This is a genomic window from Pseudonocardia sp. NPDC049635, from assembly GCF_040659795.1.
GTDB lineage: Bacteria > Actinomycetota > Actinomycetes > Mycobacteriales > Pseudonocardiaceae > Pseudonocardia.
Genome location: NZ_JBFAON010000018.1, coordinates 12,313 through 33,857, shown reverse-complemented (window position 1 = coordinate 33,857; position 21,545 = coordinate 12,313). Strand labels below are relative to the sequence as shown.

Genomic DNA, 21,545 nt, shown 5'->3' with positions numbered 1-21,545 from the left:
GTCATGCCCTGAGCGTCGCGCCGTTGTCCAGCACATAGCACTGCCCGGTGGTGAACGATGCCTCGTCGCTGACCAGGTGCGCGGCGACCGCCGCGATCTCGTCCGGCTCGCCCCAGCGACCCTGCCTGGCCGCGACGTAACCGTCGGGATCGGAGCCGAGGGCGTCGAGGAGGAACCGGGCGCTCGCCTCCGCAGCTCTGGTCCGGACCAGGCCGGGCGCGATCGCGTTGACCCGGATCCGGTTCTCGCGCAGTTCCAGGGCGGCGCTGCGGGTCAGGGACTCCACCGCGGCCTTGGACGCGGCGTAGGCGGCGATACCCGGGGAGGCACAACGGCCTGCGACCGAGGAGGTACTCAGGATCGCGCCACCACCTCGTTCTCGCATCGCCGGGACCGCGGCCCGGATGCCGTGCAGGACTCCGCCGACGTTGACCGCGAACACTCGGTCCCAGTCGGCCGGGTCCATCTCGGTCAGACCTCCGCCCGCGCCCGTGGCCGCGTTGTTGAACAGGATGTCGAGTCCGCCGAACGCGGTGACCGCGTGGTCGACCGTGGCAGGGAGGTCCTGTGGATCGGCGACGTCACACCGGATCGCGCGTACCGCGTCGCCGAGCTCGCCCGCCGTCTCCGCCAGGCCGCGCTCGGAGATGTCGGCGAGCACCACCCGGGCGCCCTCGGCGACGAAGCGGCGGGCCGCCGCCGCGCCGATCCCGTGGGCCGCACCGGTCACGATCGCGACCCGGTCCTGCAGGCGTCCGCTCATCGGGTGGCCCCGTTCTCGGCCAGCCGCGCGCGGACCTCGCGCCGAAGGACCTTCCCGATCGGTGACCGTGGCAGTGTCTCGACGACGTGCACCGCGGTCACCTTCTTGACCGAGCCGACCTTCTCGCGGCTCCATGCGACGAGTTCGTCGGCGGTGACCGACGCCCCCGGCCGGAGCACCACGGCGGCGTGCGGTGTCTCGCCCCAGCGGGGATGCGCGACGCCGACCACCGCGACCTCGGCCACCGCGGGATGTGCGGCCAGCGCATTCTCCAGCTCGGTCGGCCAGATGTTGTAGCCGCCGGAGATGATCGTGTCCTCCTTGCGGTCGGTGAGGTAGAGGAAACCGTCCTCGGAGATGCGACCCAGGTCGCGGGTGCGGAACCAGCCGTCCGCAGTGACCCGTTCCGCGGCGGCCTCCGGGTCACCCCAGAGCGCTCGCATCGTCCCGGGCGATCGACCTGCGACCTCCCCGACCTCGCCGACGGGCAGTCGCTTCCCGTCGTCGTCGAGGATCGCGACGTCGGAGTTCGGGGTGGGGCGCCCGGCGGACCGCAGCCGACCCCGCTCCGCCTCGGTGCCGTCCAGAACGTGGTGCTCCGGAGTGAGGACGGTCAGCGGCAGACATTCACTCTGTCCGTAGATCTGGTACATGATGTTGCCCCACACCCCGATCGCCGCGGTCAGCGCGGCTTCGGACGCCGGAGCGGTCCCGTAGAACACGGTCGCGAGGCTGCTCAGGTCCCTGGTCCGGGAGTCCGGATGATCGGCGATCATCGTCATCAGCGTCGGCACCGTCATCGTCAGCGTGATCCGCTCGGTCTCGATCAGTTCCAGGAAGCGGGCAGTGTCGAAAGCGGGCATCACCACGGTCGTCGCGCCCGCCGCGACCAGCGGCCAGGCGAACATCCCGGCGGCGTGGCTGAGCGGAGCGGGTGCGAGGTAGCGGTCCCGTTCGGTGAACCGAGGAATGACGAGCGCCATCTCGGTACCCATGTCCATCCAGCCACGGACCGTGTGCAGGATGGCCTTCGGCTTGCCCGTCGTACCCGCGGAGAACCGGATGACGTGCGGGTCGTCGTCGGCGAGAGGGACGTGCGGGTCCGTGGCGGAAGCGGTCGCCAGCGCCTGCTCGTAGCCGGCCGCCCCGGGAACCGGATCCCCGGTGACGAGGACGGTGGTCAGTTCCCCGAGGTCGGCCAGCAGCGGCTGCAGCGCCGCGAGGTGCTTGTCCTGCACGATCAGTGCGCGGGCGCCGACCAGACCGAGCAGGTAGTGCTGGCGATCGGGGGTGTCGTGCCCGTAGAGCGCGCAGCGCACGTACCCGCCCAGTGCGAGCCCGGCAATGTGCTCGAGGCCCTCGAACGAGTTGTCGCTGAGCAATGCGACCCGGTCACCGGGCTGTGCTCCGGCGGCTCGGAGTGCGTTCGCCAGCCTGGTCGCGCGGTCCATCAGCTGGTCGTAGGTCTGCCGCCGTCCCTCACAGACGAAGGCTGTGTTCTGCCCGAACAGGCGGGTGCTCTTGCGGAGGAGGTTCGCCGGGTCCATGCCGCGCTCCTAAGGCCGGCCCAGGCCGCGCGGGACGTCCACCCGGGCGAGCATGAGGACCGCCTTGTCGGTGTCGACCCCGGTCGCGGCGGCGAAGAAGTCCGGCACCGCGCACAGCAGCAGTGACCTGCCGTCCTGCCCGCCGAGTGCGCAGGCGTAGACACCGTTGCCGTTCGGATCGGCGATCTCCTCGGTGAGGGCGCCGTTCCGGTCGAACCGCAGCACCCGCTGGTGACCGGCGTCGGCCACCCAGATCCCGTCGTCGGCGTCGATCGCACACCCGTCGGGAATCATCGCCAGTGCCGCCATGACCTCCGGCAACGGCCCCAGCTGCGGAGGTTCGGCGAGTTGTGCGAACAGGCGGCGGTCGGTCAGGGCGCCGTCGGCACCGATCGTGAACGCGGTCAGCCGCCCGGCGAACGACTCCGCGACGATGAGCGTGCCACCGTCACCGGTGATGACCATCCCGTTGGGGCACACCACGTCGTCGGCCGCGACGTGGACCGAGCCGTCGGGGTCGACCCGGTAGATCGCGCCCGCCCTCGGCGGTTCACCTGCGGTGATCGCGAAACCGATCGTGCCGGTGAACGCCCGGCCGTCAGCATCCAGCACCAGGTCGTTGATCTCGTGCTCGCACACCCCGGAGAGGTCGGCGTGCACCGTCACCTCGCCCTCCGGTGTGCGACGCAGCAGCCTCCGATCGTGCATGGACACGACCAGCAGCGAGCCGTCCGGCAACCAGCCGATCCCGGACGGGTTGCCCTCGACACGCAACACCTCGGTCCGGGTGCCGTCGGTGTCGTAGGTGCAGAGGACGCCGGCGTAGATGTCGGAGACCCACCAGCGGTCGCCGTGCCAGCGTGGGGCCTCGAAGTAGTGCCCGCCCGCGGCGAGCCGGATGACGGACCTCGTTGTCGACATGAGTGCTCCTCGGTTTCGTGGGCGGTGCGTCGGGCACCGGGGACGGGTCAGAGGCCGTACGATGATCCGATGATGTCGCGCTGGATCTCGCTCGTTCCCGCGAAGACGGTGGCGACGATGTTCTGCCGGAGCTGGCGCTGCATGTCGTACTCGGTCGTGTAGCCGGCAGCACCCATCATCTGCATCCCGTCGACGGTGATCGTCTTCGCCAGCTCGGTGGCCTTGAGCTTGGCCATCGAGGCCTCCCTCGGGAGCTGCCGGTCCGGCTCGTCGTCGGCCCTCCGGGCGACGTCGTGGACCAGCAGGGAGCAGCACTCCAGCTCGGTGGCCAGGTCCGCGAGCCGGTGTCTCAGTGCCTGGAACGAGCCGACCGGGCGACCGAACTGCCTGCGCCCGGATACGTAGGCGAGCGTGTCGTCGAACGCCCGTCGAGCGTTGCCCAGGAACGTCGCCGCACACACCAGACGCTCGAAGTTCAACCCGGCCATGAGCTGCCGCCATGCCTGGTGCTCGACCCCGATCACTCGGTCGGTCGACACCCGGGCGCCGGTGAAGAAGACGTCGTTGACCTCCCGGCCCCCCAGGGTCTCGATCGGCCGGATCTCGACCCCCGGGGTGTCCCGCGGCACCTCGAGCATGGTGATGCCGTCGTGCTTGCCCCCGGTCGTGTCGGTGCGACAGACGAGCAGGATCCGCTCCGCGTACGGAGCACACGAGATCCAGGTCTTCTGGCCGTCGACGACGTAGCAGTCCTCGACGCGCCGAGCTGCGCACCGCATCGACCCGACGTCGGAGCCCGCCTCCGGCTCGCTCATCGCGATCGCCGAGACCTCGCCCCGGCTGACACTGCCGATGACCTCGTGCCGCTGTTGCTCGGTCCCGAACCGCAGCGCCGTCCTGCCGACGATCATCGAGATCCCGAGTCCGAACACCGGGACCTGGCCGTAGGCCAGCTCCTCCAGGAGCACGCAGGCCTCGACGACTCCACCGCCGCTGCCGCCGTATCGCTCGGGGAAAGCGACCCCGGCCCACCCGAGTTCACCGAGCATGCGGCAGATCTGCGCGCTGTGTTCGGTGCGACCGTTGTCGGTCAGCTCAGCGCGCTGTTCACGGGTTCCGCACTCGCGGAGCACGAAGTCGCGGACGGCCGCTCCGAAGTCGCCTGAAGGACCTCGGGGGGCGACACCGTGAATGAGGGACATGGCCGTACTCCGTCGTCGCAGGTGTCGCCGGGGCCCGGCCTTGCGGAAGTTAAATCCATCCCAGGCTGGATGTCAATCCTCCTGCAGTAGGCGGCGCACCGCTTCCTCCAGCACCCTCAGCTGACGCCGTTCGCGGCCGGAGCCAGTGCCCAGCGATGCCTGGAATGCCATGCCGCGCATGACGTTGATGACGTGGTCGCCGATCTCGTCGAGCCGCTCCGGCGAGTGCGCGCCGTCGTCGAGCGCCCTGGTGGTGATGGTGCGGATCCGGCGCCCGATCTCCCGTTCGACCTCGATCAACAACGTGCGGAGATCGTCGTCGATACGGGCCGCGAGATGTAGCTCGGTGGCGGCCGTGAACAGGTCGGACCGGAACGACCGCCACAGCGCGTCCAGTGTCGGTGCGATACCGCCGGAAGCCCGCTCCAGCTCCGCCACCGTCGCGCTCATCAGCCGGTCGTGCAGGTGCAGCAGCGCCTCCGCGACCATCTCGGCCTTGCCTGCCCAGTGGTGCTTCTGCGCTCCTCGGGTCAGGCCGGACAGCTCGGCGATCCGCTGCGACGTGGCGCCCCGATACCCGTACCGGACGATCGCGGTGATCGTCGCGTCCAGCACTGCGGTGCGGGTCGCGGCGCGACGATCGGCGTTGGACCGGCGTGCCCGCCCGCGCGTGCCGTCCAGCTCTTCAGATCCCATCGCGCGAGCGTAGGCAGGCGATGTGGGCACCAGTGGCTCGGTCGTGTTGCGCTTCTCCTGGTGCGCCGGAGTGCGTGGGTCGACGATCGGAGTGCCGGTGGCATGCTTGGCGCGGTACCGGCCGTTGAGGCCATGTGCCGGCTGACCGGCGGCGGTGACCGCTGCGCGTTCGTAGACGCTCGGCCTCCGGCCACCTCTGCTCCCGGACCGGATGGTCTCGACGGCATGTGCCCCGGCTGCACCCCGGCGCGGGGGCGGCGCCGACTGCGATCCGGAGCGCCCCAGGTAGGCTCACCGCAGGCCCTCGTAGCTCAGGGGATAGAGCACCGCTCTCCTAAAGCGGGTGTCGCAGGTTCGAATCCTGCCGGGGGCACGCAACCGACGATCCACGGTGGCCGTCGGGAGGTACCCGCGGACGGCCCGGGGTGCGAGGATGTCGTCGTCCAACTCGCCGACGTCCACGGCGCTCGGTGCCGGCTTCCAGGTGATCTCCACGGGGCCTCGGCCCGACGTGCGACGCCGACGAACGAGGTAGCGATGTCCACACCCCAGACCGCCGGGCCCGGGTCCCGCACCGTCTCGGCCACCGAGCTGCGCCGGTGGCCGCAGCCGCTGGTCGTCGACGTGTGCAGCGCGGCCGAGTTCGAGGCGCAGCACATCCGCGGCTCGTATCACGTCCCGTTGGACACCCTGGCCGAGCACGCGGCCGAGCTGGCCGGCCACCTCGACGACCCGGCCTCCCCGCTGTGCTGGTCTGCCGGTCCGGCGTGCGCGCCGAGCAGGGGCGCCGCCATCTGGCCGCGGCCGGCCTGGACACCGCCCGCGTCCTCGACGGCGGGGTGCCGGCCTATGCCGCGGCAGGCGGCGACGTCGTCCACGGACGGACGGTCTGGGCGATGGAGCGTCAGGTTCGTCTCGTCGCAGGCTCGTTGGTCCTGACCGGCATCCTGGGCGGCCGTTTCGTCTCCCCGAAACTGCGGCTGCTGGCAGGCGGCATCGGTACCGGGCTGACCTTCTCCGCGCTGAGCGACACCTGCGCGATGGCTGGGCTGCTGGCGAAGCTGCCGTTCAACCGCGGCGTCGTCGAGCCGGACCCCGCAGCGGTGATCGACCGGGTCCGTCGCCGCCGCCCGGGCCCGGTCCGGGTAGGCGCGTCACGGGCCGGTCCGCCGCCCGGCCGGGGTCGATCCTCAGATCGGGGGCCAGTGCCGTAGCGCCATGTCGGCGATCTCCTGCAGCTCCGATCGTGACGCGCCCCCGGCCGCCTGGACCGCGATGCCGTTGGCCAGGGTCATCAGGTAGCGGGCGAGACGTCGGGGCTCCGCCTCCGGCGGCAGGTCGTGCTCGTCGACGGCCCGCTGGAACCGTTGCGCGAGCCGCTCCTCGGCCGCGGTGCGCCACTGCGCCAGTGCGTCGTGGATCGGGCGTCCGGCATCGCCCGAGGCCAGCGCCCCCTGGACCCCCAGGCAGCCTGCGGGGCTGTCGGGACCGGTGGTGGTCCGGACGGCGCCGTCGAGGAACGCGGTCGCCACCGCGCGTGCGGTGGGCTCGGCGAGCGCCCGCTCCCCGTAGGCCGCGGGCCCCTCGGTGTAGAGCTCGAGCGCCTTGCGGAACAACTGTTCCTTGTTGCCGAAGGCCGCGTACATGCTGGTCCTGGTGATCCCCATGGCGTCGGTGAGGTCGGTCAGAGCCGCACCCTCGTAGCCCTTCTCCCAGAACACGAGCAACGCCCGCCGGAGCGCCTCGTCGGCGTCGAAACCACGGGGGCGGCCCACGGCCGGCTTCTTCACACCGGTCACGTCCGTCAGCGTACGCGTTTCGCACCGATCGGTACAGAAGTGCTACGGTCGTATTCGGTACCGATCGGTACTGAACAGGAGGGAAGCCCCATGGGACTGCTCGAGGGCCGGACGGCCGTCGTGACGGGAGCGAGCAGCGGGATCGGTCTCGCGACCGCACGACGCTTCGCCGCCGAAGGAGCACACGTGTTCGTCACCGGCCGGAACCAGGCGGAGCTGGAGGCCGCGGTCGAGACGATCGGCGACGCGACCGGCGTCGCGGGGGACGTTGCCGACCTGGACCACCTCGACCGGCTGTACGACGCCGTCCGCGAGCGGGGGGCCGGACTCGACGTCGTGTTCGCGAACGCCGGGACCGCCGAACTGCTCCCCCTGGAGCAGGTCACCACCGAACACCTCGACCGCATCTTCGGCGTCAACGTCCGAGGAACGCTGTTCACCGTCCAGAAGGCACTGCCCCAGCTCAACGCGGGCGCCTCGGTGATCGTGAACTCCTCGGTCAGGGCCCGCGACGGCGTCGAGGCGTTCGGCGTCTACGCCGCCAGCAAGGCGGCCTTGCGCTCGTTCACTCGGACCTGGGCGAACGAGCTCAAGGGCCGCGGAATCCGGGTGAACGCCGTGTCACCGGGGACCATCGACACCCCTGCCGTCGCGGAGATGGTCGGCGAGGACCGCGCCGAGGAGGCCAGGGCCGGCTTCGCGGCACAGGTGCCGCTCGGTCGCGCAGGCACCGGCGAGGAGGTCGCCGACGCCGTCACCTTCCTCGCCTCCGCGCAGTCCAGCTTCGTGCTCGGCGCGAGCATCGACGTCGACGGCGGCGAGAACCAGCTCTGACCGGACCCACCCGTCACACGAGAACAGGACACCCATGGAACTCGGACTCCACATCGCCGACTTCACCTGGAACGGCGGCCCGGCCGCCCTCGGCCCGGCACTGGCCCGGCACGCCCGAGAGGCGGAGGCCGCCGGGATCAGCCGGATCACCGTGATGGACCACTTCTGGCAGCTCGGCGGTGACACCGGCCTCGGCCCCTTCGAGCACGACATGCTGGAGGCCTACACCACGCTCGGATTCCTCGCTGCAGCCACCGAACGGGTACGCCTGCACACCCTCGTCACCGGTGTCACCTACCGGGAGCCGGCGTTGGTGGCCAAGCAGATCTCCACGCTGGACGTGCTCTCCGGCGGCCGTGCCGGACTCGGCATCGGTGCCGCCTGGGCCGCCGACGAGTCCGCAGGGCTCGGCTTCGGCTTCCCCGCCACCCGGGAACGGTTCGAACGCCTGGAGGAGGCCGTCCGGATCTGCCTGCAGATGTGGTCGGACTCCGAAGAACCCTTCGTCGGCGACCACTACCGCCTGGAGCGCACCCTCAACGTGCCGCAGGCGCTCCAGCGACCGCACCCGTACCTGCTGATCGGTGGCTCCGGGGAGAAGCGCACACTCCGGCTCGTCGCGCAGTACGCCGACGCCTGCAACATCAACGCCTCACCGGAGTCGGGCCACAAGCTCGACGTGCTGCGCGCACACTGTGACGCCGTCGGCCGCGACTACGACGAGATCGAGAAGACGACGATGTTCGGGATCGACCCGGACACCACCGTGGCGGACGTGGTGCGGACCGCCACCGCCCAGCGCGAGCTCGGCTTCACCACGGCGTACGTCTTCGCCCGGCGGATCCCCGAGCCGGGACGGATCGTCGACGTCGTGGGAGCGGCGGCCGCCGCCCTCGCCTGATCGAAACCGACCACGAGCCCCCGCCGGCACTCCGGCGGGGGCTCCTTCCAGTACGCCTTGCAACTGACGCCATCGTGCGCCACTATGGCGCCATGCAGTTGGACGGATACGTCGACCGGCTCCGGGCGCAGTTCGCGGCGGTCAGCGAGGTCGCGGGCGAGGAGGCGCGCGACCTCGCCGCGCGCCTGGTGACCCCGCTGGAGTCCACGGTGCGCCTGATCCTGCTGGAGGCACTGGCAGCAGCGGCGGACGAGATCACCCTGGAACTGGTGCCCGGTTCGGTGCACCTGCGACTGCGCGGGGCCGATCCCGAGTTCGTCGTCGCCACCCCGCCGGCGCCCCCGGCCACACCGCCCGTGGCGCCAGGCCCCGCCGCCGTGGCGCCACCACAGGATGCCGAGGGGCCCGTCGCGCGGATCAACTTCCGCCCGCCGGAGAGCCTCAAGGCCCGCATCGAAGAAGCCGCCGCGCGCGACGGGCTCAGCGTCAACACCTGGCTGACCCGGGTCACGACGGCCGCACTCGACGCTCCGTCCGCGCCCACCCCTGTGCACCCGGCCGGCGGGCAGCGCCGGACCGGCTGGTTCGGCTGACCGCCGACCCTGCTCCACCCCACCCACTCACGGCGCCGCGCGCCGAGGAGGCGATGCCCCGTGCCCACGTTCGACACCCCGCTACCGGTCACCGCGACCGTCGAGCTGCCGATCGGCGAACTCCGGGTGGTCGCCACCACCCGCACCGACACGGTCGTCGAGGTACGGGCGGACCCCGCCGACCGCGCACCGGCCGACGCCGTCCGGACCGAGTTCTCCGGGACGGAGCTACGCGTCACCGGAGCACCGCTGAGCCTGCTGCAGAAGCTCGTCCCGCGAACCCCGGGCCGGTCGATCACGGTCGACATCGGCCTGCCGACCGGTTCCACGCTGCACGCCGTGACGTCCTACGGCGGGGTGTTCACCGACGGTGCTCTCGGCGCGTGCACGGTCCGGACCGAGTACGGCGACGTCCGGTTGGACGCCGCGACCTCGGCCGCGGTCACCGTCGGGTACGGCCAGATCCGGGTGACCGGGCCGATCGACGGGGACGCGACGCTGACCGCCGACCACGGCGGCATCCGGGTCGACCGGATCACCGGTTCGGCCGTGCTGCGCAGCAAGCACGGCCCGGTCCGGGCGGACGCACTCGGTGGTCCCGCCGATCTCACCGGGGCCCACGGCGACATCGACGTCGACGTCGTCGAGGACGACGTCCGGGTGCGGACGGCGTACGGCAGCGTCCGGCTCGGCCGGGTCAGCCGCGGCGAGATCGAGCTCACGAGCTCGCACGGCCGGTTCGAGATCGGGGTCGCCGAGGGCACCGCGCTCTGGCTCGACGCCGACACCTCGGGCCGGGTCGTCAACGACCTCACCGCCCGGGACGACCCGTCCGGGTTCACCGGAACCGTCACCGTCCACGCCCGGTCCCGCGAGGGGGACATCGTGATCCGCCGGGCCTGACCCGCGACCGCACCGCCCACCCGGATACAAGGAGCGACGACCATGACCACCGCACCGGCCGTACACGCCACCGGGGTGTACAAGTCCTACGGATCTCATCCCGTCCTGCACGGAATCGATCTCGACATCCGTCCCGGCACCGTGTTCGCCCTGCTCGGCCCGAACGGGGCCGGGAAGACGACCCTGGTCCGGATCCTGTCCACGCTGGTGCCACCGGACGCCGGACGGATCCGGATCGCCGGACACGATCCCGCGACCGAACCGGATGCCGTCCGCGCCGCGATCGGCGTCACCGGTCAGTTCTCCGCCGTCGACGGTCTGCTCACCGGTACCGAGAACCTCCGGCTGATGGCGGATCTGCACCATCTCCCGCACGACCTCGGCCGGCTGCGGGCCCGCGAGCTGCTCGACCGGTTCGACCTCTCCGATGCCGCGGACCGGCGGGCCGCCACCTACTCCGGGGGGATGCGCCGCCGCCTCGATCTCGCCATGACCTTGATCGGCTCGCCCCGGCTGCTCTTCCTCGACGAGCCGACCACCGGGCTCGATCCGCGCAGCCGCCGCCACCTGTGGAACGAGGTCCGCGAGCTGGTGGCACACGGGGTCACGGTGCTGCTGACCACCCAGTACCTGGAGGAAGCCGATCAGCTCGCCGAGACGGTCGCGGTGCTCGACGGCGGCCGGATCGTCGCCCAGGGCAGTCCCGCCCACCTGAAGTCCCTCGTCCCCGGTGGCCACATCGAGGCGCGTTTCACCGACCCCGGTGACCTCGACGCGGCCTCGACCGCACTGCCCGACGCGCTGCCGGATCCGGACTCGCTGACCCTGCAGCTGTCCGCCGACGGCGTCCCGGCGCTGCGCAGGATGCTCAGCCGGCTCGACGAGGCCGGAGTGGCCCCTGTGGACGTGAGCACCCGCCGCCCCGATCTCGACGACGTCTTCCTCGCCCTCACCGGCGGTCCGCACACCCGGAAGGTTCCGCAGTCATGACCGTCGCGACCCACGGCCCCCGCCCCGTCGGGGACTCCCTGACCATGCTGCGCAGGCGTCTCCTGCACATGCGCCGCTACCCGTCGCTGACCCTGATGCTCATCGGGCAGCCGATCGTGCTCCTGGTGCTGTTCGTCAACGTCTTCGGCGCCACCTTGGGTGCCGGCCTCGCCGGTCCCGGAGCCGGCCGCGGCGAGTACCTCACCTACATCACCCCGGCGATCCTGTTGATGACGATCTCCAGCGTGGCGCTGGCCACCGCACTCGGTGTCGCCACCGACATGACCGAGGCGATCGTCACCCGGTTCCGGACGATGGCGATCGCCCGGACCAGCGTGCTCACCGGCCACGTCGTCGCCGCGTTCGTGCAGACCGCGGTGGCGCTCGCCGTGGTCGTCCTGGTGGCGGTCGCGATGGGGTTCCGCACCGCGGCCGGACCGCTCGGCTGGCTCGGTGCGGTCGGCCTGCTCGCACTGGTCACGGTCGCGCTGACCTGGTTCACCGTGGCACTGGGGCTCGCCGCGGACACCGTCGAGTCGGCCAGCAACACCCCGTTGTTCCTGGTGCTGCTGCCGTTCCTGGGCAGCGGATTCGTCCCGACCGAATCGATGCCGGTCTGGTTGCGGTGGTTCGCCGAGTACCAGCCCTTCACCCCGATGATCGACGCGCTGCGCGGGCTGCTCGGGGTCGCCCCGTCCGACGGGCTCGCCACCAGCTCCGCGCTCGCCGCCGGCTGGTGCGTGGTGATCACCGTGGCGAGCTACCTGTGGGCCCGGCGGCTCTACCGGACCCGGGCCGCACGCTGACCCGCCGGGGCCCGGTGGCCACTGTCGAGGTCCCGTCGGTGGATCAGCTCTGCCGCCTCCCCCGGACCCCGTCCGGGGGAGGCTCCGGCACACCCAGCACCCGCTCCAGCACGGCACGCAGCCGATCCGGGTCAGGGGGCACGTCGTGCAGCAGGATCGAGGCGCACAACCCAGCGCGTTCCGGTGGAGGTCGCCCGGCCCGCGATCCACGGCCTACCGTGACCGGATGACCCGACGGACGCAGGCCCGCCTCCTCGCGCAGACCGGCGGCTCCTCGTACGGCGACCGGCCGGTCACCGATACCGGGCCCGTTCCGGTACGACGCGCACGGACGGACCACCCGCATGGCGGGCACGTGCGCGGGTACGCGCCCGGCGTGCCGGCGGCCCCGTCGGTTCACCGGGAGCCCGGAGGGAACGCATGACCGAACGTGTCGACGCCGTCGTGATCGGAGCCGGGCACAACGGCCTGGTCGCGGCCAACCTGCTCGCCGACGCCGGATGGGAGGTGCTGGTCTGCGAGGCCGCCGACGCCCCCGGCGGCGCGGTGCGCTCGGCCGAGCTCACCGCACCCGGTTTCGTCAACGATCTGGCGAGCGCCTTCCACCCGATGGGCGCGGCCTCCCCCGTGCTGCGCGACCTCGACCTGCCTGCCCACGGACTGCGCTGGCGGCACGCCCCGGCCGTCGTCGCCCACCCCACCCTGGACGGCCGCTGCGCGGTGCTGCACCGCTCGGTCGACGCCACCGCCGCCGACCTCGACGAGGACCACCCCGGTGACGGAGACGCGTGGCGGGCGCTGGTCGCCGACTGGGAGCGGATCGGCGGCGACGTCCTGGAGGCGGCGCTGCGGCCGTTCCCGCCGGTCCGCCCGGCCGGACGGCTGCTGCGCACGCTGGGCGCCGGGGACGCGCTGCGATTGGCCCGGATGCTGGTCCAGCCGGTCGCCCGGATGGCCGGTGAGCGGTTCGGTGGTTCGGCCGCGGCACTGCTGCTGGCGGGCAACGCACTGCACTCTGATCTCGGCCCGGACTCGGCGGGCAGCGCCGTCTACGGGTGGCTGCTCACGATGCTCGGCCAGCAGATCGGGTTCCCGGTGCCGGTCGGCGGATCCGGAGCGCTGACCGACGCTCTCGTCGCACGCCTGGCGACCCGCGGCGGGCGCGTCCAGTGCGGCCGCCCGATCAGCTCGGTGCTCGTCGACCGAGGTCGCGCCACCGGGGTTCAGGACGCCGCTGGCGGCCGGGTGGCAGCCCGGCGCGCCGTCCTCGCCGACGTCGACGCGCCCCGCCTGTACCGGGACCTCGTCGGCGAGCAACACCTGCCGGCCCGGTTCGTCGCCGATCTCGACCGGTTCCACTGGGACTTCTCGACGGTGAAGCTGGACTGGGCGCTCGACGGACCGGTCCCGTGGACGGCGCCGGGTGCCCGCTCGGCCGGGACCGTGCATCTCGGCGCCGACGTCGACGGCCTGCGCCGCTACGCCGCCGACCTCACCTCCGGCCGGCTCCCCGACGACCCGTTCCTGCTGTTCGGGCAGATGACGACGGCCGACCCGGACCGCTCACCGCCCGGCACCGAGTCGGCCTGGACGTACACGCACGTCCCGCGCGGCCTGGGCTGGGGCACCGACGACGTGCTGCGCTGGGCGGACCGGATGGAGCAGGTGGTGGAGGACCACGCGCCCGGGTTCCGGTCGCTGATCCGGGCCCGCGCCGTCGCCGGGCCCGCCGACCTGCAGGCACAGGACGCCAACCTGGTCGACGGTGCGATCACCGGCGGCACCTGCGCCCCGCACCAGCAGCTGGTGTTCCGGCCGGTACCCGGGCTCGGCCGGGCCGACACCCCGATCGACCGGCTGTTCCTGTCCGGTGCGTCGGCGCACCCGGGCGGGGCCGTGCACGGCGGGCCGGGCGGCAACGCGGCCCGCGCCGCGCTCGCCGCCACCGGGCGGGCCGGGCCGCTCTACCGCGGGGCGGTCCGGTTCGCCCACCGACGGCTCTACGCCTGACCGGGCTCCTCGGGCCTGCCCCGGGCGATCGCCGCGAGCCGGGCCAGGCTCTCCCCGTTGCGCAGCCGCAGCAGCGGCGCGCGGACCGGCGGCGGGACCAGCGTGCCCGGACCGGCGATCGCGTCCTCGGACATCCGCACGGCGGTGCCGTCGCCGTCGGGTTCCCACTCCAACCTGACCCGCGCGGTCCCGGCCGGGCCGGCGTGGGCGCGCAGCTGCAACAGACGACCGGGCTCGTACTCCTCGACGTAGGTCCGGTCCTCGATCGTCAGTGGCCAGGCGCCGACGCTGTGCCGGATCCAGGCGCCGGGCTTCGGCCAGTCCTGCGACACCTCCCGGATGTGCACGGCACCCACCACCCACAGCCCGTAGGCCCAGCCGTCCGCCAGCACGGCGTCGACCTGCCCCGGCGTCGCGCCCAGCCTTCGTCGCACCTCGGTCACGTCGCGGCTCCTCTCCTCGTTCGGACCCGCCCCGACTACCCGCCGGGAGGCGATGCACTCCGACCGGCATGCGCCGGCCCGGACCGGGTAGCGACACGGGTATGCGGCTCGACGGTGCAGTGGTGGTGGTGACCGGAGCGTCCAGCGGGATCGGACGGGCGACGGCCCGCGAGCTCGTGGGTGCCGGGGCGCTGGTCGGCCTGCTCGGCCGGGACGCGGCGGCACTCGGCGAGGTCGCCGCCGAACTCCCCCCGGCCCGGGCCGTCGCGGTGCCGGTCGACGTCGTCGACGCGGCATCGGTCGCCCGGGCGGCGGACGTCGTCACCGAACGGTTCGGCCCGGTCGAGGGCTGGGTGAACTGCGCCGGGGTCGCCCTGTTCGGCACGGTGCTGGACACCCCGCCCGAGCAGACCCGCCGGGTGCTGGAGGTGAACGTCGGCGGCTGCGTGCACGGCGCCCGCGTCGCGCTGCCCACCATGATGCAGCGTGGGCACGGGGTCCTGGTGAACGTGTCGTCGGTGCTCGGGGTCGTCCCGGCGCCGCACCTGACCGCCTACAGCATGTCCAAGTCGGCGGTACGGACCCTCTCGGCCGGTCTGCGCTCCGAACTGCGCCGGGCCAGGACGCGCGGGGCGCACGTGTGCACGGTCCTGCCCGGCGCCGTCGACACACCGATCTGGTCGGTGTCGGCCAACCACACCGGACGCCGGGTGCGACCACCGCCACCGGTGGCGACACCGGAACGGGTGGCCCGCACGATCGTCGCCCGGCTGCGCAGGCCGCGGGCCGAGACCGTCGCCGGTGGACCGGCGGTCCGGCTGCTCGTGTTCGCGCACCGGCTGGCACCGGGCCCGGTGGAGCGGCTGCTCGGCCTGGTCGTGGGCCGTTGGTCGCTGCACGGCCACGGGCCGGGCCCCACCTCCGGTGCGCTGTGGGAACCCGCGCACGACGGGTGAGCAGGGGTCGGAGATGCCTCAGTCCCGGTCGGCCCCGGGCAGGCGATTGTCCTCGATCCCGAACTGGCGCATCTTGCGGTACAGCGTGGACCGGGCGACACCGAGCCGTTCGGCGGCGGCGAGCTTGTTCCCGCCCGTCTCGGCGAGCGCTTCCAGAACGGTGTCCCGCTCGGCTCGCAACAGCGACGACGAGCCGGGCCGGCCGACCGCCGACCGGTACTCCGGCGGGAGGTGACGGTGCCCGATGTCGGACCCGAGCGAACAGAGCGCCGCCGTCGACAACACCGCCGCGAGTTCCCGAACGTTCCCGGGCCAGTCCAGCGACGCGAGCGTACGCAGCGTGCCGGGCTGCAACCGGGGCGCCGGCCGGTTCGGGGCGGCGTGCCCCAACAGGTGCGGGGCGAGATCGGCGATGTCCTCACCGCGGTAGCGCAGCGGCGGGACGGTGACCGAGACCGGGAAGTGGTCCAGTACCCGACGCGCCGCTCCCCGGCCGCCGCGCCGCCGGGCGGTGGCGATCAACCGCGCCGTCGTGACCCGCTCCACGACCGACGCGACCCGTGCGGCGATAGTCGGGGCGAGCTGGTCGAGGTGCCGCACCACGACGTCCCCCGGGCCACCGAGGGCATCCGTCAGCTGGACCAGCCAGCCGGCCGGGTCGTCGGCCGACACGACGGCGTCGAGCACGGTGACCGGCTCGCCGGGCCCGCGACGGCCGTGCACGTGCGTGGCGACGAACAGCTTGCCCGCCCCCGGCTCGCCACAGACCAGCAGCGGCCGGTCCGCGGCTATCGCGGCGTCGACGGCGTCCTGCAACCGGCGGTTCGCGACGCTACGACCAGGTAGCCGTCCGTCGGACGCCGCGCCCCGGCCCCGCCGCCGCGGCCGAGGGGTGCCAACCGCCTGATCCGGCAGCGGCCGCATCTCGACGACAACCCCGACCGTGGCGCCGCGCTCCCCGACCCGGGTCGCCCTGGCCTGCACGACGACGTCGTCGGACAGCTGGACCTCGCCGGTGACATCGTCGCCCGCGCCGAGGATCCGGCACGCCCACTCCCAGAGCGCTGCCTGGTCGAACAGTTCGGTCAGGCCCGCCGCGGCGGTGTTCGCGATCGCCACGTCCTCGTTCAGCGAGACGACGGCCGCCGTGCTGCGGCGCCCGGCACGTACGAACCGGTCGAGCAGCATCTGCTCGCGACGCGACGCATCGGCGAGCATCCGCGCCTCGATCTCCCGGACAGCGGCCAGGACCAGCGGTGTCAGCAACTCGTGCCGGTCCTCGACCAGGCAGGTCACGTCGAGCACGCCCTCGACCCGGCCGGAGACCGGATGCCGGACCGGCGACCCGATGCAGGTGAACCGCTGCAGGTTGTCCCGGAAGTGCTCGGCGCCCGACACGACGAACGGGCGGCACTCCTCCAGGGCGCTGCCGATGCCGTTCGTACCGGTGAACCCCTCGGCGTAGGTGAAACCGGGCGCGACCAGCAGCCGGTCGAGCGCGTTCGCCAGCTCCCGGCGCCCGGCCCTCCGGTCGATGATCTGGGCGTCGGAGTCGGCGAGCAGGATCGAGGCGGGCCCGTCGTCGATATGCTCCGCGAGCCGGGCGATCACCGGGTCGGCGGCACGCAACAGGCGGTTGGGTCGCTCGAACTCCGGACGGTAGGGAACGTCCTCGCCGCTGGTCGTCACTCCGATGAGCCGGCAGCGCCGCCACGAGGAGACGATCTCGTCACGGACGGGGCCGGCGGCCGCCGGATCGTCGTCCCGGTCGTCCCCACCGATCACCAGTTCGCGATGGGTCCGCATGACGTCGCGCTGATGTAGCCGCACAGCCGCCCCCTCACCGTTGATGAAGGCCGATCCCAGTGTAGGGCCCGCGCGAGCAGGGGGGTGCACCCCGAAACTGTCCGAAATCAGAACACCGACGACGGCCCGGCTGTAGCGAACTCGGACAGCGACCGGGGTCGCCGGCGCCAGACACTCGCTGTCCAGCACCCGCCGAGAGGACGTCGACGATGACCGACCGGACGCTCACCCCGCTCATCGAGGGGTACACCTTCCTCGAGGGCCCACGTTGGCACGACGGCCGGCTGTGGGCCTCCGACTTCTACACCCACCAGGTGCTCGCCGTCGCCCCGGACGGGGCGACCGAGGTCGTCGCGACGGTCCCCCAGCAGCCGTCCGGCCTGGGCTGGCTGCCGGACGGCACGCTGCTGGTCGTCTCCATGCGGGACCGCAGGGTGCTGCGTCTGCAGGGCCGCGAGCTGGTCGAGCACGGCGACCTGTCGAACGTCACCGGAGGCCACACCAACGACATGGTGGTCGACGCCCACGGCCGGGCCTACGTCGGCAACTTCGGCTTCGACCTGATGGCCGGTGCCCCGTTCGCCACGACCGGCGTGGCCAGGGTCGACCCGGACGGGACCGTCACCGTCGTCGCCGACGACCTGATGTTCCCGAACGGCACGGTGATCACCCCGGACGGCCGGACCATGCTGGTCAGCGAGACGTTCGGCAACCGGATCTCGGCCTTCGACGTCCACGACGACGGGGGGCTCGGACCGCGCCGGGACTGGGCCGTGTTCGGCGACCCGCCGGACACCTCCACCCTCGACGCGATGCTGGCCTCGGTCGTGGTCGGCCCGGACGGCACGTGTCTCGACGCGGACGGCGCCGTGTGGACCGCCGATGCCGTCCATCACCGGTGCATCCGGGTCGCCGAGGGGGGCAAGATCATCGAGGAGATCGGCACCGGCGCGGACGGTGTCTACGCCTGCATGCTCGGCGGTGCCGACGGCCGGACCCTGTACCTGTGTGTCGCGCCGTCCTTCGACGAGGCCGAACGCCGCAGCACCCGGCTCGGCCGGATCCTGAGCACCACGGTCGACGTACCGCACGCCGGGACCCCGTGACCGTGCCGATGAGCAGCTGCGTCGTCACGCCCCCTGCCGTCCCCGCACCTACCGGCGGACCCACGCCGGCCCCGTCGAAGGGAGTCGACCCGACATGACCGATGCGACCTTCGAGGAGCTCGACGTCCTCGTGATCGGAGCCGGGTTCGCCGGCGTCTACCAGCTCGACCGGCTGCGCGACCTCGGGTACTCGGTCAAGATCTACGAGGCCGGGTCACGGCTCGGCGGGATCTGGTACTGGAACTGCTATCCCGGCGCCCGGGTCGACACCGAGGGCCCGATCTACCAGCTCGCCCACAAGGACATCTGGAAGGGTTGGGAGTACAGCGAGCTCTACCCGGCGTGGGACGAGGTACGGGACTACTTCGACCATCTCGACCGGACGCTGGACCCAGCCAAGGACATCCGGTTCGACACCCGGGTCACCGGTGCCGTGTTCGACACCGACCGCGGCCGGTGGACGGTGCGCACCGCCGACGGCCGCACGACGCGCTGCACCTACCTGGTGCCGTGTCTCGGGTTCGCTTCCCGCCCCTACGTGCCCGACATTCCGGGCCTCGACTCGTTCGCCGGAACCGCCCACCACACCGCTCTGTGGCCGCAGGAGGGGATCGACCTCACCGGACGGCGGGTCGCGGTGGTCGGGACCGGTGCCAGCGGGGTCCAGGTCACCCAGGAGGCGGCACGCGACGCGGCCGAGCTGACCGTCTTCCAGCGCACGCCGAACCTCGCGCTCCCGATGCGCCAGCGCACGCTGACCCCCGCCGACCAGGAGGAGATCAAGCGCGATCTCCCGGACCGGTTCGCCGCCCGCGCCGGAACGTTCGCCGGGTTCGACTACGACTTCATCCCGCAGAACGCACTCGACCTGACCGACGAGGAACGCACCGCGGGGTACGAGGAGTTGTGGGGCCGGGGCGGGTTCCGCTTCTGGCTCGCCATCTACCAGGACACGCTGTTCGTGCAGGAGTCGAACGACCACGCCTACCGGTTCTGGCGGGACAAGGTCCGGGCCCGGATCGACGACCCGGTGCTGGCCGAGAAGCTCGCCCCGAGCGAGCCGCCGCACCCCTTCGGAGTGAAACGCCCGTCACTGGAGCAGAACTACTACGACGTGTTCAACCAGGACAACGTGCACCTGGTCGATCTCGTCGAGAACCCGATCGAGGCGGTGGTCCCTGCCGGAATCACCACCCGGGACGGCACCGACCACACGTTCGACGTCATCGTGCTCGCCACCGGGTTCGACTCGGTCTCCGGTGGCCTGACCCAGCTCGACATCCGCGGGACCGACGGCAGGTTGCTGCGCGAGCAGTGGGCCGACGGCGTGGCGGCGCACCTGGGCATCGCCACCGCGAACTTCCCGAACCTGCTGTTCCTCTACGGCCCGCAGAGCCCCTCCGGCTTCTGCAACGGCCCGACCTGCGCCGAGATCCAGGGCGAGATGGTCGTCGAGACGCTCGATCATCTCCTGCGGGCCGGTGGCAGGCGGATCGAGTCGACCCCGGAGGCCGACCAGGAGTGGGCCGAGCACGTCGCCGAACTCGTCACGCCGACGTTGTTCCCGAAAGCCAGGTCCTGGTACATGGGTGCCAACATCCCCGGCAAACCGGTGCAGAGCCTGAACTACCCGGGCGGGCTGCCGCTCTACCGGCAGCGGTTCGACGAGGCGAAGCAGAACGGGTTCGCCGGGTTCACCATCAGCTGACGGGCTCCGCCCCGGTGCTCGGGGGAACGTCGGGTCCCGGGGCACCGGGGCGGGTCAGCACCAGCAGCCAGTCCTCTCCGGAGGGCGGCTCGAACCGCTCCCCCGGTGTCGCGTCCTGGAACCCGCCGCTGCGCGGATCGAACCAGCGGGCCGTGGTCAGCCCCTCGGTCGCGGCCGGGTCCAGGGTGAATCCGCCACCGGAGGGCGTGTAGACCAGCAGGTAGGAGCCGTCCGAGGCGCGGTTGCCGACGATCCGGTCCTTCCCCGACCCGGTCTCGGAGGTGATCACCGACTGGTCGGGCACGCCCAGCTGGAACGGCAGCGCCTCCATCAGTTCCCGCAGGTGGACCATCTGGCCGCCGGCGGGCAGCCGCAGCGCGTCGGTCCAGCTGCCGCGGGCGCCCAGGGCCCCGCGGCCGCCGTCGTTGAACTGCCAGACCGAGTGGGCGCCGTAGGTGTGCCCGGCCGCACCGCCGAGCACGGCCCACCAGGCATCGCGCCGGACGTCCTGCGCGGTGGAGAAGCCGCGATCGGACTTCCAGCAGTAGGGGTGGTCCTCGTAGATCGGCTCACCGTCGATGAACGGTTTCACCGGGCGGGCGTCGTAGGTCGTCTCGACGAGCCGCTGCCGGACGCCGTAGCGCAGGCAGTGCCCGCCCTGGATCATGTGGAAGTCCAGCCAGTCCGCCCCGGCGAACCACTGGGCCGAGGTCTGGTCGCCCTGCGGGTGGTAGGTGGTCAGCTGGTTCGCGCCGCCCTCCCGCAGACCCTCGGCGAGGTTGCCCCACAGACGTTCCTCGCCACCGGCCGGATGGTCCCCGCCCAGGGTCCAGGTGACGTTGTCCCGGTCGCCGAACCGCTCGCCGAGGAAGCGGCCGTACGCGCGGGCGTTGCCCTCGTTCACCACCGAGCCGGTCTGCTTGTCACCCCAGACCGGATGGATGGCCAGGTACATGCCACGTTCGGCAGCGGCGTCGATGACGAAGTCGACGTTGTCCCAGAACTCGTCGTGGTCGGGTGCGCTGCTCACGTCACCGCGGATCGGGCGCGTCGCACCGGCCTGCGGGAAGATCGCCACCGTCTGGATCACGTTGTAGCCCTGCTGGCTGCGGGCGTCGAGGTAGCGCACGGTGTCCGGGCGGTCCAGCTTGCCCAGCAGCGCCCACGCGGTGTCGCCCAGCCAGAACAGCGGCTCGCCGCCCGCGGTGAAGAACCGCCCGTCGGTCTCCATGCGCGGCGGGCCGGGCACAGCCGGCGCAGGCTCCTGCTCCGAGGACTCCAGCGACGACTCCAGCGCTGACGACGTGCGGGACGGGGTGGGGCCGGTGGCGCCGACCGCGAGGAGGACACCGGCGACCATCGCGAGACCGATCGTCACCAGCGCCTTCCTGTTCGCCCGTGGTACCCGGCGTGGCATGGTCTCCTCCGCACGGCCTCGACGTCCCGGCGGATCCGCTGGCGCGCATGCGCCGACCCCGCTCGCGATCACCGGAAACCTACCCGCCCGGTGGGCGGTTCGTCCGGATACCCCGGCCACGGACGGGTGTGGCACACCACCGCT

Annotated in this window: 20 protein-coding genes and 1 tRNA gene; 12 read left to right on the top strand and 9 right to left on the bottom strand. The window is 72.3% G+C overall.

Annotated elements, in window-relative coordinates; all coding sequences use genetic code 11:
- Window position 1: 1 nt before the first annotated feature.
- The 5 genes from AB0J24_RS20380 to AB0J24_RS20360 all read right to left on the bottom strand — a co-directional run bounded on the left by AB0J24_RS20380 (window position 2) and on the right by AB0J24_RS20360 (window position 5,129).
- The gene (locus AB0J24_RS20380) at window positions 2–763 is read right to left on the bottom strand and encodes a glucose 1-dehydrogenase (RefSeq protein ID WP_358683584.1); all 762 of its coding nucleotides are present in this window, start codon (window positions 761–763) and stop codon (window positions 2–4) included.
- Entirely contained in the window at window positions 760–2,310 is a 1,551-nt protein-coding gene (locus AB0J24_RS20375; RefSeq protein ID WP_358683582.1) for an AMP-binding protein, read from the bottom strand. Before AB0J24_RS20375 ends, AB0J24_RS20380 begins: the two co-directional genes overlap by 4 nt.
- A gap of 9 nt (window positions 2,311–2,319) precedes the next feature.
- Window positions 2,320–3,231 (bottom strand): SMP-30/gluconolactonase/LRE family protein, encoded by a 912-nt coding sequence (locus AB0J24_RS20370; RefSeq protein WP_358683580.1) that lies wholly within the window; start codon window positions 3,229–3,231, stop codon window positions 2,320–2,322.
- Window positions 3,232–3,278: 47 nt separating this feature from the next.
- Window positions 3,279–4,433 (bottom strand): acyl-CoA dehydrogenase family protein, encoded by a 1,155-nt coding sequence (locus tag AB0J24_RS20365; RefSeq protein WP_358683578.1) that lies wholly within the window; start codon window positions 4,431–4,433, stop codon window positions 3,279–3,281.
- A 72-nt stretch (window positions 4,434–4,505) separates the two neighbouring features.
- The gene (locus AB0J24_RS20360; RefSeq protein WP_358683576.1) at window positions 4,506–5,129 is read right to left on the bottom strand and encodes a TetR family transcriptional regulator; all 624 of its coding nucleotides are present in this window, start codon (window positions 5,127–5,129) and stop codon (window positions 4,506–4,508) included.
- Window positions 5,130–5,429: 300 nt separating this feature from the next.
- Between AB0J24_RS20360 and AB0J24_RS20355 the strand changes: the two genes are divergently transcribed.
- A tRNA-Arg gene (locus AB0J24_RS20355) sits at window positions 5,430–5,502 on the top strand.
- A 394-nt stretch (window positions 5,503–5,896) separates the two neighbouring features.
- The gene (locus tag AB0J24_RS20350; RefSeq protein ID WP_358683574.1) at window positions 5,897–6,343 is read left to right on the top strand and encodes a YgaP-like transmembrane domain; all 447 of its coding nucleotides are present in this window, start codon (window positions 5,897–5,899) and stop codon (window positions 6,341–6,343) included.
- Here the strand turns inward: AB0J24_RS20350 and AB0J24_RS20345 are convergent.
- Window positions 6,320–6,928 carry a TetR/AcrR family transcriptional regulator gene (locus tag AB0J24_RS20345; RefSeq protein ID WP_358683572.1) on the bottom strand — a complete coding sequence of 203 codons (609 nt, stop codon included), beginning with the start codon at window positions 6,926–6,928 and terminating at the stop codon, window positions 6,320–6,322. The genes AB0J24_RS20350 and AB0J24_RS20345 overlap by 24 nt on opposite strands.
- A gap of 90 nt (window positions 6,929–7,018) precedes the next feature.
- Between AB0J24_RS20345 and AB0J24_RS20340 the strand changes: the two genes are divergently transcribed.
- From AB0J24_RS20340 to AB0J24_RS20310, 7 genes are all read left to right on the top strand, one after another.
- Window positions 7,019–7,762 carry a glucose 1-dehydrogenase gene (locus tag AB0J24_RS20340; RefSeq protein ID WP_358683570.1) on the top strand — a complete coding sequence of 248 codons (744 nt, stop codon included), beginning with the start codon at window positions 7,019–7,021 and terminating at the stop codon, window positions 7,760–7,762.
- 34 nt (window positions 7,763–7,796) lie between these two features.
- Window positions 7,797–8,663: an LLM class F420-dependent oxidoreductase gene (locus AB0J24_RS20335; RefSeq protein ID WP_358683568.1), complete on the top strand. Its 867-nt coding sequence runs from the start codon at window positions 7,797–7,799 to the stop codon at window positions 8,661–8,663.
- A 92-nt stretch (window positions 8,664–8,755) separates the two neighbouring features.
- Complete coding sequence (locus tag AB0J24_RS20330; RefSeq protein ID WP_358683566.1) at window positions 8,756–9,256, top strand: hypothetical protein; 501 nt, start codon at window positions 8,756–8,758, stop codon at window positions 9,254–9,256.
- 60 nt (window positions 9,257–9,316) lie between these two features.
- A complete protein-coding gene (locus AB0J24_RS20325; protein ID WP_358683564.1) occupies window positions 9,317–10,159 on the top strand; it encodes a DUF4097 family beta strand repeat-containing protein in 843 nt (280 codons plus the stop codon).
- 42 nt (window positions 10,160–10,201) lie between these two features.
- A complete protein-coding gene (locus AB0J24_RS20320; protein ID WP_358683562.1) occupies window positions 10,202–11,149 on the top strand; it encodes an ATP-binding cassette domain-containing protein in 948 nt (315 codons plus the stop codon).
- Window positions 11,146–11,955: an ABC transporter permease gene (locus tag AB0J24_RS20315; RefSeq protein WP_358683560.1), complete on the top strand. Its 810-nt coding sequence runs from the start codon at window positions 11,146–11,148 to the stop codon at window positions 11,953–11,955. Before AB0J24_RS20320 ends, AB0J24_RS20315 begins: the two co-directional genes overlap by 4 nt.
- A gap of 420 nt (window positions 11,956–12,375) precedes the next feature.
- Window positions 12,376–13,965, top strand: coding sequence for an NAD(P)/FAD-dependent oxidoreductase (locus AB0J24_RS20310; protein WP_358683558.1), 1,590 nt, complete (start codon window positions 12,376–12,378; stop codon window positions 13,963–13,965).
- Here AB0J24_RS20310 and AB0J24_RS20305 read toward each other — a convergent pair.
- Window positions 13,956–14,408 carry an SRPBCC family protein gene (locus AB0J24_RS20305; RefSeq protein WP_358683556.1) on the bottom strand — a complete coding sequence of 151 codons (453 nt, stop codon included), beginning with the start codon at window positions 14,406–14,408 and terminating at the stop codon, window positions 13,956–13,958. The two genes, AB0J24_RS20310 and AB0J24_RS20305, sit on opposite strands and share 10 nt — an antisense overlap.
- Before the next feature lie 101 nt (window positions 14,409–14,509).
- Here AB0J24_RS20305 and AB0J24_RS20300 point away from each other — a divergent pair, with 101 nt between their 5' ends.
- Window positions 14,510–15,364 (top strand): SDR family NAD(P)-dependent oxidoreductase, encoded by an 855-nt coding sequence (locus AB0J24_RS20300; protein ID WP_358683554.1) that lies wholly within the window; start codon window positions 14,510–14,512, stop codon window positions 15,362–15,364.
- An 18-nt stretch (window positions 15,365–15,382) separates the two neighbouring features.
- Here the strand turns inward: AB0J24_RS20300 and AB0J24_RS20295 are convergent, their stop codons facing one another.
- Window positions 15,383–17,170 carry a helix-turn-helix domain-containing protein gene (locus tag AB0J24_RS20295; RefSeq protein WP_358683552.1) on the bottom strand — a complete coding sequence of 596 codons (1,788 nt, stop codon included), beginning with the start codon at window positions 17,168–17,170 and terminating at the stop codon, window positions 15,383–15,385.
- Window positions 17,171–17,379: 209 nt separating this feature from the next.
- Here AB0J24_RS20295 and AB0J24_RS20290 point away from each other — a divergent pair, with 209 nt between their 5' ends.
- On the top strand, window positions 17,380–18,276 hold the full coding sequence (locus tag AB0J24_RS20290; RefSeq protein ID WP_358683550.1) for an SMP-30/gluconolactonase/LRE family protein: 897 nt from the start codon (window positions 17,380–17,382) through the stop codon (window positions 18,274–18,276).
- Between the two features lie 94 nt (window positions 18,277–18,370).
- Window positions 18,371–19,984: an NAD(P)/FAD-dependent oxidoreductase gene (locus AB0J24_RS20285; protein ID WP_358683548.1), complete on the top strand. Its 1,614-nt coding sequence runs from the start codon at window positions 18,371–18,373 to the stop codon at window positions 19,982–19,984.
- Here AB0J24_RS20285 and AB0J24_RS20280 read toward each other — a convergent pair.
- Entirely contained in the window at window positions 19,977–21,362 is a 1,386-nt protein-coding gene (locus AB0J24_RS20280; RefSeq protein ID WP_358683546.1) for a glycoside hydrolase family 140 protein, read from the bottom strand. The two genes, AB0J24_RS20285 and AB0J24_RS20280, sit on opposite strands and share 8 nt — an antisense overlap.
- Window positions 21,363–21,545: the final 183 nt, after the last annotated feature.

Bases quoted from the DNA above. Each gene is read 5' to 3' on its own strand.
- AB0J24_RS20380 (WP_358683584.1), bottom strand. From the start codon at position 763: ATGAGCGGACGCCTGCAGGACCGGGTCGCGATCGTGACCGGTGCGGCC.
- AB0J24_RS20375 (WP_358683582.1), bottom strand. From the start codon at position 2,310: ATGGACCCGGCGAACCTCCTCCGCAAGAGCACCCGCCTGTTCGGGCAG.
- AB0J24_RS20370 (WP_358683580.1), bottom strand. From the start codon at position 3,231: ATGTCGACAACGAGGTCCGTCATCCGGCTCGCCGCGGGCGGGCACTAC.
- AB0J24_RS20365 (WP_358683578.1), bottom strand. From the start codon at position 4,433: ATGTCCCTCATTCACGGTGTCGCCCCCCGAGGTCCTTCAGGCGACTTC.
- AB0J24_RS20360 (WP_358683576.1), bottom strand. From the start codon at position 5,129: ATGGGATCTGAAGAGCTGGACGGCACGCGCGGGCGGGCACGCCGGTCC.
- AB0J24_RS20340 (WP_358683570.1), top strand. From the start codon at position 7,019: ATGGGACTGCTCGAGGGCCGGACGGCCGTCGTGACGGGAGCGAGCAGC.
- AB0J24_RS20335 (WP_358683568.1), top strand. From the start codon at position 7,797: ATGGAACTCGGACTCCACATCGCCGACTTCACCTGGAACGGCGGCCCG.
- AB0J24_RS20330 (WP_358683566.1), top strand. From the start codon at position 8,756: ATGCAGTTGGACGGATACGTCGACCGGCTCCGGGCGCAGTTCGCGGCG.
- AB0J24_RS20320 (WP_358683562.1), top strand. From the start codon at position 10,202: ATGACCACCGCACCGGCCGTACACGCCACCGGGGTGTACAAGTCCTAC.
- AB0J24_RS20315 (WP_358683560.1), top strand. From the start codon at position 11,146: ATGACCGTCGCGACCCACGGCCCCCGCCCCGTCGGGGACTCCCTGACC.
- AB0J24_RS20310 (WP_358683558.1), top strand. From the start codon at position 12,376: ATGACCGAACGTGTCGACGCCGTCGTGATCGGAGCCGGGCACAACGGC.
- AB0J24_RS20300 (WP_358683554.1), top strand. From the start codon at position 14,510: ATGCGGCTCGACGGTGCAGTGGTGGTGGTGACCGGAGCGTCCAGCGGG.
- AB0J24_RS20295 (WP_358683552.1), bottom strand. From the start codon at position 17,170: ATGCGGACCCATCGCGAACTGGTGATCGGTGGGGACGACCGGGACGAC.
- AB0J24_RS20290 (WP_358683550.1), top strand. From the start codon at position 17,380: ATGACCGACCGGACGCTCACCCCGCTCATCGAGGGGTACACCTTCCTC.
- AB0J24_RS20285 (WP_358683548.1), top strand. From the start codon at position 18,371: ATGACCGATGCGACCTTCGAGGAGCTCGACGTCCTCGTGATCGGAGCC.